This window comes from Streptomyces sp. NPDC050549 (genome assembly GCF_040655035.1).
In the GTDB taxonomy this organism is placed as follows: domain Bacteria; phylum Actinomycetota; class Actinomycetes; order Streptomycetales; family Streptomycetaceae; genus Streptomyces.
This window is the reverse complement of the sequence record NZ_JBFAJD010000044.1, coordinates 48732-60930: the sequence shown is the minus strand read 5'-3', so window position 1 is coordinate 60930 and position 12199 is coordinate 48732. Positions and strand designations below refer to the sequence as shown.

Below are 12199 nucleotides of genomic sequence, written 5' to 3'. Positions count from 1 at the left end.
CGGACATCAGACGGCGGTCGAACGGCGGTCAGTGCTGGTAGCCGTAGACGCCACGCGCCTGGTCACGGACGAGGCGGCCGCCCTCCAGCTCGATGACGCGCTTGCGCATCTGGTCCACGATGTTCTGGTCGTGCGTCGCCATCACCACGGTGGTGCCCGTCCGGTTGATCCGGTCGAGCAGCTTCATGATGCCGACGGAGGTCTGCGGGTCGAGGTTGCCGGTGGGCTCGTCCGCGATGAGGAGCTTGGGCCGGTTCACGAAGGCTCTCGCGATGGCCACGCGCTGCTGCTCACCACCGGAGAGTTCGCCGGGCCGCCGGTCCTCCTTGCCGCCGAGGCCGACGAGGTCGAGCACCTGGGGCACGGACTTGCGGATCTCGCCCTTGGACTTGCCGATGACCTCCTGCGCGAAGGCCACGTTCTCGGCGACCGTCTTGTTGGGCAGCAGGCGGAAGTCCTGGAAGACGGTCCCCAGCTGGCGGCGCATCTGCGGCACCTTCCAGTTGGAGATGCGGGCGAGGTCCTTGCCCAGCACGTGCACCTGGCCCTGGCTGCACCGCTCCTCGCGGAGGACCAGCCTCAGGAAGGTGGACTTTCCGGAGCCGGAGGACCCCACGAGGAACACGAACTCGCCCTTCTCCACTTCCAGGGAGACGTCCCTGAGAGCGGGGCGGGTCTGCTTGGGGTAGACCTTGGAGACACTGTCGAATCGGATCACGGGAGCACCACGGGTAGCCGGGGGTAGGTGAGCGTGACCATACGCGACCTGGGTGTGCCCGCGCAGTCGCCCTCCAGGGTTGTGCGAGGCTTGCACGTTTTGTCGCGGATTTGAAGGGCTGGAACGCACAGGGTCGGGGCAGGATAAGGCGAGCCGCGCCGAATCCCGCGGAACCTGGCACAGTGGAGGGGGAACGTTCTGGTTTCCCGAGGCGTTGTGTCTGTGAAAGCCGGTGCAAGGAGGGCGAGCGCATGACGTACGACCGGTTGGTGTGCGCGAACTGCGCGGCGCCCGTGAACGAGGGCCGCTGTCCCGTCTGCCGCGCGAACCGCGAGCGGCTGCAGCAGGAGAACCCGTGGGGCAATCTCAACCCCATGGCGTTGATCGCCCTGCTCGCGGTGCTGATCGCGGCGCTGGCGCTGGTGGCGCACCAGACCGCGTAGGCGGCCTGGACGAGAACACGCAGAAGGGCCCGGAGCGACAAGCTCCGGGCCCTTCGTCGTACGACGTGCGTACGGTCCGTAGGAGGACGGCTACCGTCAGGCAGCCGTACCGCCGCGACCGCTCGCGAGACGGGGGAGCACGCGGAAGCCGATGCCGCCGGCGATCATCGTCGCGGCGCCGATCAGCAGGAACGCGGTCTGACCCGCACCGGTCTCGGCCAGCTCGCCACCGCTGCCCTGGGCCGAGGTGTCGGAACCGGTGTCGGTGAGGGCGGAGGTGCCGGCCTCCTGGGCGGAGGAGCCGCCGTCGGGGTCGGTGTTGTTGCCACCGGTGGAGCCGGTGCCGGAGCCGCTGGTGCTGCCGTCCGACGGGCTGTCGGTCGTGGGCTCGTCCGTCGGCTCGGTGGGGTTGTCCGTGGGCTCGGTCGGCTCGTCGGTGGGAGGCGTCGAGACCGGCGTGGACGGCGGGGTGGCCGGCGGCGTGCTGTCCGGGGCTGTCGGGACGCCCGTGTCGGTCGGGGTCGCGGGCGGCGTCGAGGCCGGGCCGCTCGTCGGGTCGTCGGGACCGGCGTTGACGTTCACCGCGATCCCGCTGTTGTCCACACTCGCGGTGAGGTCGAGCGCCGATGCGGCACCCGCGGCGGTCAGCGAGGCGCCGGCGGCGATGATCGCGCCTGCCGCTATGCGCGCGACACGGATCCGCGTCTTCTTCGTCATTAGGTTGCTACCCCCATGTAGCTCGTCGTCAGTGGTGCGTCGGCGTCCGGGGCCGTGATCGACAGGGGTAGCGGCTGGCGAAAGCTCGACTCCCCCGGTTCACATGCGCCCCGGAGACACGCATGCCACGCTTCACCCTTCCCATTTTTCACAGCAACGTCAAGGCCGTTGCGAGCGCAATGTCCAACTACGGGTTCTTTGCTGGGGGATGGAACCTGTGAGTGTGATGTAAAACCCGGACATCCGGATGCGCGAAAGGCAACTGCCGCCCGGCGGGCGGCAGTTGCCTTGTCGACAAAGTCACTCGAAAGCAACTCGCGGAATTACTTCTCCTGCTGCTTGCGCCAGCGAATTCCGGCCTCCAGGAAGCCGTCGATCTCGCCGTTGAACACGGCCTCGGGGTTACCCACTTCGTACTCCGTGCGCAGGTCCTTGACCATCTGGTACGGGTGCAGGACGTACGAACGCATCTGGTTGCCCCAGGAGTTGCCGCCGTCGCCCTTGAGGGCGTCCATCCGGGCCTGCTCCTCCTGGCGGCGGCGTTCCAGCAGCTTGGCCTGGAGCACGTTCATCGCGCTGGCCTTGTTCTGGATCTGCGAGCGCTCGTTCTGGCAGGAGACGACGATGCCGGTGGGGAGGTGGGTGAGTCGGACCGCGGAGTCGGTGGTGTTGACGCCCTGGCCGCCGGGGCCGGAGGACCGGTAGACGTCGACGCGCAGTTCGGACTCGTCGATCTCGATGTGGTCGGTCTGCTCGACGACCGGCAGGATCTCGACACCCGCGAAGGAGGTCTGACGGCGCCCCTGGTTGTCGAAGGGCGAGATCCGCACCAGGCGGTGGGTGCCCTGCTCGACCGAGAGCGTGCCGTAGGCGTACGGGACGTGCACGGCGAAGGTGGTCGACTTGATGCCGGCCTCTTCCGCGTACGACGTCTCGTAGAGCTCCGTCTTGTAGCCGTGGCGCTCGGCCCAGCGCAGGTACATGCGCTGCAGCTTCTCGGCGAAGTCGGAGGCGTCGACGCCGCCGGCCTCCGCGCGGATGGTGACGACGGCCTCGCGGGAGTCGTACTCGCCGGAGAGAAGGGTGCGGACCTCCATCTCGTCCAGCGCCTTCTTGACGGCGGCCAGCTCGTTCTCCGCCTCGGCGAGGGTGTCCGGGTCGTCCTCCTCCTCGGCCATCTCGAAGAGGACCGAGAGGTCGTCGATCCGGCCGCGCAGGGCCTCGGTCTTGCGGATCTCGGCCTGGAGGTGACTCAGCTTGCTGGTGACCTTCTGCGCCGCCTCCGGGTCGTCCCACAGGGAGGGCGCTGCCGCCTGCTCCTCAAGGACGACGACATCTGCCCTCAGCTTGTCCAGGTCCAGGACGGCCTCGATCGACTCCATGGTCGAGGAGAGGGACTTGAGCTCTTCGGATACATCGACGACTGCCACGCCTCCAGCGTAACGGCTCCGCCAGGCGGGGTGCGCCGTGGCTGGAACGGGGCTCTGGCTCACCGGCGCCCGGTGCGGGCGTCCCTGGGGGCTCCGCCCCCAGGCCCCCGGACTGTGCCCACCCACCACCCGACTCGGTCTCTCAAGAGGTGACCCACTTCGAGCCCGTCCGATTCGGCCGGCCGAGAAGTGCATCACCCCAGTCCCTCCGACTCGGTCCCGCAAATCCTGGGGCGCATCAATCAGCCCGTCCGGCGTCTGAGGACGAGGCCCCTTCAGGGCCGAAGCGGGGGTCTGGGGGCGCAGCCCCCAGAGACGGGACGGGTGGGGGCGGCGGGGGCGAGAACCCTCAAGGCGAAGCCGGTGCCGAGTTCTTCGTGTCCGGGGAGTTCGCTCCGGAGTCGTCGCCCGACGTGGCCACCCACGTACCGACCCCCACCGCCGCGATCAGCGCCACCGCCGCCGCCCCGAGGGTCAGCCGCCTGCGCCGGGTCGCCGCCCGGTGCCGGGCCGAACCGGGACGCGGGGCGCCCGCCGGGCGCGGGGCCCGTGCCGTGCCGCGCGGCCCGCCGGCGAGTTCGTCCGGCGCGGGTACGCGCATCGAGGTGTGGGTGTCCCGGTTGGAGTCGGCGGGCTTGGCGCCCGGCACCAGCGGTACGGCACCGCGCCGTACCCGCTCGCCGCGCGCGGGCGTGGCCACCGGGGCCTCCTCCGGCTCCGCGTCCTCCTGCTCGGTGTCGGGCTCGTCGACGTCCAGCGGGGGCATCCCGGCCAGCAGCGGCAGCTGTTCGCGCAACCGGGCCGCGAGCTCGGAGGCGCGCAGCCGGGACGCCGGGGCCTTCGCCAGGCACTGGACGAGCAGCGCCCACAGCTCCTCGGGGATCCCGGGCAGCGGTACGACGGTCTCGGTGACATGGCGTCGCAGGACCGCGCCGGGGTGACCGCCGCCGAACGGGGTGAATCCGGCGAGGAGTTCGTACAGGACGGTCGCCAGGGCGTAGATGTCGACGGCCGCGCGCGGGGGCAGGCCCTCGACGATCTCGGGGGCGAGGTAGTCGGGGGTGCCGATGATCTTCGTGGCACGGGTGCGGCGCGGGGAGTCGATGAGTTTGGCGACCCCGAAGTCCGTCAGCAGCGCGGGGTGCGCGCCGCCGGGGCCGAGCGGGCCCTGCATATCGAGGAGCACGTTCTCCGGCTTGACGTCCCGGTGCACGACGCCGGCCGCGTGGGCCGCCGCGAGTCCGTCCGCGATGTCGGCGACGATCGCGACCGCCGCCTCGGGGGCGAGCCGGCGTTCCCGGTCGAGGCGGGTGCGCAGGTCGGTGCCGCGGACCAGGTCCATGACGAGGGCGAGGTCGTTGCCGTCGACGACCAGGTCCCGTACGGACACGATGTTCGGGTGCTCCAGGCCGAGCAGGGCGGTGCGCTCCTGCACGAAGCGGCCGACGAGCTCCTGGTCGGACGCGAGGTCCTCGCGCAGCAGCTTGACGGCGACGGGCCCCTCGGGACCCTCGCCCAGCCACACCGTGCCGGCGCTGCCCCGCCCCAGGATCTGGTTGGCGGTGTACCGGCTGCCGATCTTCCGTGCCAAGACTGCTCCATCCAGACGCGTGTTGTCGTTAAAACTACGCGTCGGATGAGCCAACCTTCACCGCGGAGGCGGAAATCACCCACTGGGTGTCGACAAATCACCAACACAACGCCGGACTTGGGGCTTTACGGCCGTCGGCCAGCGGTCAGTTGCCCCCGGCGGAACTCAGATCCTTGACCCAGCCGCTCACCTGGCCGACGACGTGGCTGATCTCCCGCCAGTAGCTCCTGCCGGTGCCGATCCAGTCCTGCAGCGGGGTCAGCTCCCAGACCAGCCAGCCCGCGACGAACAGCAGAATGATCGTGAAAAGGCAGCCCTTCAGGCAGCCGAGCCCGGGGATCTTCATCGGGTTGGCGCTGCGCTGCCGCGGCTGCCGGGGCTCGCGCGCCGGTTCCTGGGGCCGCTGCTGCTGGGGCTGCCTCGGCGGGGCGTACTGCTGCGGCTGTTGCTGCTGCGGATAGCCGTAGCCCTGCTGCGGTTGCTGGCGCTGTGAGGGCCGCTGCTGCGGGCGCTGCTGGGCGGCCCGTCGGGGCTGCTGCGGCTGCTGCTGCGGGCGGGAGACCTGGCGCTGGGGGCGGCGGCGCAGCGGGTCCTCGCCCGGGTCGAGGTAGGGCTGGAACTGCGTCTGTTCGTTGCGGTCGCGGGCGGCGCGCAGTTGGTTCTGCCAGGGGTGCGGCTGCTCGGGGCCGGGGCCGGACTGGTTCTGCTGGCCCTGTTGTCCCTGCTGGCCGTACGGGTTCTGCGGCATGACCGTGGTGGGGTCGGCCGCGCCCCGGTTCGGCAGCACGGTGGTCGGGTCGGCGGCACCCAGCGGGCCGCCGGTGTGCGGGAGGACGCTGGTCGCCGCGTTCGGGTCGAAGCCGCCCGCGCCGTGCGAGAGGACCTGCGTCGGGTCGGCGGCGCCGGGTACGCCCGGTACGGCCGCGGGGGCCGGGTCGGGCGCCAGCAGCCTGCCGACGTTCTCGGCGGCGGCGATCTGCGCGGAGTTCGCGTGCACGCCGATGCCCTCGGCGACGGTACGCAGGCCGCGGGCGAGGTTCTCGGCGCTGGGCCGTTCGTCCGGGTTCTTGCGCAGGCAGCGCTCGATGACCGTCCACAGCGGGTCGGGGACGGTCGAGGGACGGCGCGGTTCGGCGCTGAGGTGCTGGTGCAGGACTTCGAGGGCGGAGCCGCCGGAGAACGGCGGGTGGCCGGTGACCAGCTCGTACATCAGGATGCCGGCGCCGTAGATGTCCACGGCGGAGGTCTGCGGGCGGCCCTCGGCGGACTCCGGCGCGATGTACGCGGGTGTGCCGACGAACTCGTGGGTGCGGGTCAGGCCCGGGGAGTCGGCGAGGCGGGCGATGCCGAAGTCGGTGAGCATCGGGTGCATCTGGCCGCCGTCCTGCTTGAGCAGGACGTTCGCCGGCTTCAGGTCGCGGTGGACGACGCCGTCGGCGTGGCTGGCGGCGAGCGCGTCGGCGATCTGCGCGGTGAGCAGCGCGGCGCCGACCGGGCTGAAGGGGCCGTTCTCGCGCAGGTACCGGTGGAGGTCGGGGCCCTCGACGATGTCCATGACGAGCGCCAGGAGATCGCCCTCGACGACCAGGTCGCGGACCCGGACGATGTTCGGGTGGGTCAGGCGCAGCAGCACCGACCGCTCGCGGAGGAACCGCATCACGATGTCGGGATCGCTCGCGAGTTCTTCCTTGAGGACCTTGATCGCGACGGTCTCACCGGGCTGACCCTGGACGGCCGCCTCGGCGCCCGCGGTCTCACGCTGGCGGGCCCGCCAGACGGTGCCCGTGGCGCCGCGTCCGAGCGGCTCCTCCAGGAGGTACTTGCTGCCTACCGGCCGCACGTCTGCGCTCCCTGCTGCTTGCCTGTGTTCCGGTCCACTGTAGTGCCGCCCCTCTTGGGGCTACCTACGTAAGCATCGCCGTACATGTTCGAAGGAAAGACGCTCACCCCGGTCTCCCGGTTGCCCCAATGGTCACCGAAGCCGGACATGACCGGTCTCACTCGATCACCGGTGCGGCACTGGTCAGGCACTTTTGGGGACAGAGCTGACCAATCAAGATCACTTGCTGCCGGGCCCCGGGCGCGTTGTCAGTGGCAGGTGCGAGGATGCCTGCAGAACTGGCCGATGTGCTCGTGTTGGGGTGGGGGGAAATCCGCGCCCGGGCAGGCAGAAGGGACCGCTGACGGCGATGCAGATCCGGCTGACCGTCGTAGACCCGCTGGGGCCGCCCGCGCAGCCGCGGGGCCGCTCCGCGAGCTGCGACGTGCTGGTCACCGCGCCCGCCGGCACGGCCCTGGCCGCAGTGGCGTCGGCGCTGGCCTCGGCGGTCTCCGCCGACCCGTCCGCGCCCGAGCGGAGCCGTGAGTCCGGAGCCCCGATCGTGCTCTACGCGGGCGTGGAGCGCCTGGACACCCAGCGCTGCACGCTCGGCGAACCCCCGCTGACGGACGGCGCTGTGCTCTCCCTGGGCGCCCCCGCCGAGCCCGAGGCACACCCGGAGCTGGACGACGCCCCGACCCAGCTCCATGTGGTCGCGGGCCCGGACGCGGGCGGGGTGCATCTCCTGCACGGCGGCCAGATCCACATCGGCCGCTCCGCCGACGCCGACGTCCCGCTGGACGACCCGGACGTCTCCCGGCTGCACTGCGCGGTCACGGTCGACCCCGGCGGCCGGGTCTCGGTCGCCGACCTGGGCTCGACGAACGGCACCACACTGGCGGGCACGCGCGTGGGCACCCGCCCGGTGCGCTTCGCCCCGGGCGCGCTGCTGCGGATCGGCGAGTCGGCCCTGCGGCTGACCCCGTCCGGCGGCCCGGGAGCGCGCGCCGAGACAACCCCCGACGGCGAGGGCCACGTGCGCGTGTCCCCCGGCACCCCCGCGGTCCTCCGCGCGCAGCCGCCCGTGGTGCCCGGCCAGGGTGCCGCCCCGAGCATCGAGCACCGCGTGGTCCCCGACGGCGGGGACACCCACGCAGGCCGCTTCGGGGCACTCGGCGAGGGCCCCGGGGACGAGCGCGCCGAGGAATCGTTCTCCGCGCGGACGACGACCTCCCGCATCCGCGCGCGCGACGAACCCGGCGACGACGGACGCAAGGGCACCCCCCTCAGGGGCACCGAGGTGCCGCAGGGTGTGCGCAGGCGCGGCGGCATCGGCAAGTGGGCCCGCCGCCTCACGGGCGCACGCGGTGAGTCACCCGCCGAGGACCCCGATTCCTCGTACGACATCCCGTACGGCGATTCCCACGACTCCTCCGACGGGGAGGGCGCCGGCAAGAACGCGCCGACCCCGCCCGTGCCCGCCCAGCAGCCGGACACCTGGCCCGATCCGGCCGCCCTGCTGCTCACCGCCCTGGGTCCGGGACCCCGGCTGTGGGAGCGCGGCCCCGGTCATCCCGAGGCGCTCACCGTCCGGCTGGGCACCGCCGACCGGGCGACACCGGACGGCTCGGCGCTGCTGCCCGCGGTGCCGGTGACCTCCGGGCTCCGCGAGGTCGGCGCGCTGGGCCTGGCCGGTCCGCGCGCGCGGCTCTCCGGGCTGGCCCGCGCGGTGGTGGCGCAGCTCGCCGCGCTGCACTCGCCCGACGCCCTGGAGATCGTGCTGATCAGCACGGACCGGGCGCGTTCGGCGGCCGAGCGGACCGCCGAGTGGTCCTGGCTCGGCTGGCTGCCGCATCTGCGCCCCGGGCACGGCCAGGACTGCCGCCTGCTGCTGGCCTACGACCGCGAACAGGCCACGGCCCGCACCGACGAACTCCTGCGGCGCCTGGAGGACCACGCCACGGACACGCACGTCGGGGGCCGGCCGAGGGCCACCTACGGGAGCTCCCTCGACGCCGGCCGGCGTACGCCGGGGATCGGCGCGCAGCGCGGTCCCGCGGAGGGACGGTCCGGCGCCGCACGGCATCCGGAGGACCGTCACCGGCCGGCCGTGAGCGCCTCCACCGCGTACTCAACCACCGACGACGCCCATCACGACCGCTCCGGCGCACCCGGCCCGCACGCTTTCGACGACCCGGGCTCCGGCGCCACCCGGCCCCGTTCGTCCGAGGCCGCCGACGCCGTGCGCGGGGCCGTACACCGCCCCTCCTGGGCCCGCACCGACGACGGGGACGGTTCGGCGGACGGGTTCACGGGGCCGTACACCGTGCTGGTGGTGGACGGTGACCCCGGTGGGGCCGATGTGCGCGAGGCGGTTGCGCGGCTGGCCCACGACGGGCCCCGGGCGGGCATCCACGTCGTGTGCCTCGCCGAGACGGAGGCGGCCTCGCCCACGTCACCGGTGACGGAGACCTACGAGGCGGCCTGCGCGGCGGCGCCGACGTTCCGGGAGTGCGGCGCGGTCGCGCTGCTCAGCGGTGACGTGGCGACGGCGCTGCGGCTGCTGCGGGTCGCGCACGACAAGGCGCAGCAGCCCGGTACGGCGGAGGGACGCCCTGGTGCGCCCGCCTCGCACGTGTCCGATTCCCGTTCGGCGGACTCCACTCCCGTGGGCCCCGTCGGCGAAGGCACCGTAGCCGCCGTGGACGCGGTCTCGCTCGCGTGGGCCGAGCGGTTCGCGCGGGCGTTGGCGCCGCTCAGGGCGGACGGTCCCGTCGGCGAGCGGCACGCGCGTGTGTCTGCGCCGTTGCCCCAATCGGCGCGGCTGCTGGACGAGTTGGGGCTGGCCCGGGCCACCCCGGCGTCCCTGCTGGCGCGTTGGGCGGACGCGGGTGACGACAAGGACGCGCTCGGCGGCCGGGCCTGGGCGGTGTTCGGGGCCGGACCGCGCGGGCCGGTCAGCGCGGACCTCGCCGCCGAGGGACCGCATCTGCTGATCGAGGGCCCGCCGGGCAGCGGGCGTACGGAGTCGCTGCGGGCGGTGGTCGCCTCGCTCGCGGCGGCCGAGCGTCCCGACCGGCTGGGCATCGTGCTGATCGACGGCCGGGACAGTGTCGGCGCGAGCAGCGGTCACGGCGAGGGCCTGCGGGTCTGCACGGACGTACCGCATGTCACCACCCATCTCACGGCCAACGACCCGGTGCGGATGCGGGAGTTCGCGCAGTCCCTGAGCGCGGAGCTGAAGCGGCGGGCCGAGCTGCTGGGCCGGATCGGCTTCGCCGAGTGGCACTCCCGGCACGAGGTGTCGGGCCGGATCGTCGCCCAGCGGGGCACGTCCGGTGCCGGGGATCTGGAGAGTCCCACGAGTTCGACGATCCGGCTGCGCCCGGCGGCGGCCCGGCAACAGACGGAGGCGGCACCGCCGTTGCCCCGGCTGGTGGTGGTCGTCGACGACCTGGACGCCCTGGTGAAGCCGCCGTTGGGCTCTCCGGGCCGCCCCGCAGCCGGTTCGGTCATACGCGCGCTGGAGGCGGTGGCCCGCGAGGGCGAGCGGCTCGGCGTGCACCTGGTGGCGGCCGCCGCGCTGGACGCCCGTACCGCCGAGACGGAACCCGCCCGGCACGCCACGCTCCGGGTCACCCTCGACCCGACGACCCAGGGTCCGGAGGAACCGGCGCCCGGCCGCGGTCGCCTGACCCTCCCGGACGGCCGGAGCACGCCTTTCCAGGGCGGTCGCGTGACGGGCCGTATCCCGCGCACGGCGACGCTCCGCCCCACGGTCGTGCCGCTGGAGTGGCAGCGGATGGGCGACCCCCCGGCCCGCCGCCCGGTCCGCGAACTGGGCAACGGGCCCACGGACTTGGCGCTCCTGGCCAGCGCGCTGGAGCGGGCGACACGTTCGGTGTCGGCGGCGGAGGTCCCGTCACTCCTCTGATCGTTCACAGATTGCCCACACAACCCCACGTCACGACCCAGTCACGATCCCGGCCTTGACAGCGGACGCCATCTTGCCGCGTTCAAGCACCGGGCGTAGACCAGTGCGCACGGAAGCGTTCGAGCGTTCGACGAGGAACGAAGAACGGGGCAGTGATGCGCAGCACGAGCAGCACAATCCGGACACGTACCACCGTACGTACAGCGGCAGTTGTCGCCGCGGGGGCACTGGCGCTCTCGCTGACCGCCTGTGGAGGCAGCGACAACAAGAGCGACAGCGGCAAGTCCAGCACCCCTTCGGAGAGCACCGGCACGGTGACCCTCCCCAAACTGAACGGCCAGAGCCTCGAAGTGGCCGCCGTGTGGACGGGTGCCGAGCAGAAGAACTTCAAGACGGTCCTCGCGGAGTTCGAGAAGCGCACGGGTGCCAAGGTCACCTTCGTGCCCGCCCAGGACCCGATCATCAACTTCCTCGGCTCGAAGATCGCGGGCGGCCAGCCGCCGGACGTCGCGATGCTCCCGCAGCCCGGCGCCATCAAACAGGCCGTCGACAAGAAGTGGGCCAAGCCCCTCGGACCCGAGGCGCTCGCGGAGTTGCAGAAGAACTACTCGCAGGGCTGGCAGGACATCGGCAAGGTCGGCGGCAAGCAGTACGGCGTCTACTACAAGGCCGCCAACAAGTCGCTGATCTGGTACAACGCCAAGGTCTTCGCGAACGCGGGCGCCAAGGAACCCAAGACCTGGCAGGAGTTGCTGACCACCGCGCAGACGGTCTACGACTCCGGGGTCACCCCCTTCTCGATCGCGGGCGCGGACGGCTGGCCGCTCACCGACTGGTTCGAGAACGTGTATCTGTCGCAGGCGGGCCCGGAGAAGTACGACCAGCTCGCCCAGCACAAGATCAAGTGGACGGACCCCTCCGTGAAGGAGGCGCTGACCACGCTGGCCCAGATCTGGGGCAAGAAGGCGTACATCGCGGGCGGTCAGAACGGCGCGCTGCAGACCGAGTTCCCCGCCTCGGTCACCCAGACCTTCACCGGCGGCGACCAGCCGAAGTCCGCGATGGTCTACGAGGGCGACTTCGTACAGGTCAACATCGGTGAGACGAAGGCGAAGGTGGGCACCGACGCCAAGGTGTTCCCGTTCCCGTCGGTGGGCTCCACCGCGCCGGTGGTCTCCGGCGGCGACGCGGCCGTCATCCTGAAGGACTCCAAGGCGGCCCAGGCGCTGGCCACGTTCCTGGCCTCGCCGGACGCGGCGACGATCCAGGCGAAGCTGGGCGGCTATCTCTCCCCGAACAAGAACGTGCCGGACTCGGCGTACCCGAACGCGGTGCAGCGGACGATCGCCAAGTCGCTGATCGCGGCCGGTGACGACTTCCGCTTCGACATGTCCGACCAGGCCCCGCAGTCCTTCGGCGGTACCCCGGGCAAGGGCGAGTGGAAGGACCTCCAGGACTTCCTGAAGAACCCGACGAACATCGCTGGCACGCAGGCGCAGTTGGAGAAGGACGCGGCGGCGGCGTACGCGAGCGGGAGCTGAGCCCGA

General features: G+C 72.1%; 8 protein-coding genes. 3 read left to right on the top strand and 5 right to left on the bottom strand.

Features of this window, described 5'->3' with window-relative positions:
* Positions 1-28: 28 nt before the first annotated feature.
* Entirely contained in the window at positions 29-718 is a 690-nt protein-coding gene (gene ftsE, locus AB0I51_RS40540; protein WP_019065989.1) for a cell division ATP-binding protein FtsE, read from the bottom strand.
* A gap of 251 nt (positions 719-969) precedes the next feature.
* Between ftsE and AB0I51_RS40535 the strand changes: the two genes are divergently transcribed.
* On the top strand, positions 970-1161 hold the full coding sequence (locus tag AB0I51_RS40535; protein ID WP_043679302.1) for a hypothetical protein: 192 nt from the start codon (positions 970-972) through the stop codon (positions 1159-1161).
* A gap of 96 nt (positions 1162-1257) precedes the next feature.
* On the opposite strand, the gene AB0I51_RS40530 is transcribed toward AB0I51_RS40535, so the two are convergent.
* From AB0I51_RS40530 to AB0I51_RS40515, 4 genes are all read right to left on the bottom strand, one after another.
* Positions 1258-1878 carry a hypothetical protein gene (locus tag AB0I51_RS40530; RefSeq protein WP_362983400.1) on the bottom strand — a complete coding sequence of 207 codons (621 nt, stop codon included), beginning with the start codon at positions 1876-1878 and terminating at the stop codon, positions 1258-1260.
* A gap of 323 nt (positions 1879-2201) precedes the next feature.
* Positions 2202-3308 carry a peptide chain release factor 2 gene (gene prfB, locus AB0I51_RS40525; protein WP_093627227.1) on the bottom strand — a complete coding sequence of 369 codons (1107 nt, stop codon included), beginning with the start codon at positions 3306-3308 and terminating at the stop codon, positions 2202-2204.
* A 349-nt stretch (positions 3309-3657) separates the two neighbouring features.
* Complete coding sequence (locus AB0I51_RS40520) at positions 3658-4899, bottom strand: serine/threonine-protein kinase (protein WP_362983399.1); 1242 nt, start codon at positions 4897-4899, stop codon at positions 3658-3660.
* 145 nt (positions 4900-5044) lie between these two features.
* Positions 5045-6739 (bottom strand): serine/threonine-protein kinase, encoded by a 1695-nt coding sequence (locus tag AB0I51_RS40515; protein WP_362983398.1) that lies wholly within the window; start codon positions 6737-6739, stop codon positions 5045-5047.
* 349 nt (positions 6740-7088) lie between these two features.
* Between AB0I51_RS40515 and AB0I51_RS40510 the strand changes: the two genes are divergently transcribed.
* Both AB0I51_RS40510 and AB0I51_RS40505 read left to right on the top strand, forming a co-directional pair.
* Positions 7089-10652 (top strand): FHA domain-containing protein, encoded by a 3564-nt coding sequence (locus AB0I51_RS40510; RefSeq protein ID WP_362983397.1) that lies wholly within the window; start codon positions 7089-7091, stop codon positions 10650-10652.
* 155 nt (positions 10653-10807) lie between these two features.
* A complete protein-coding gene (locus AB0I51_RS40505; RefSeq protein WP_362983396.1) occupies positions 10808-12193 on the top strand; it encodes an ABC transporter substrate-binding protein in 1386 nt (461 codons plus the stop codon).
* Positions 12194-12199 lie beyond the last annotated feature (6 nt).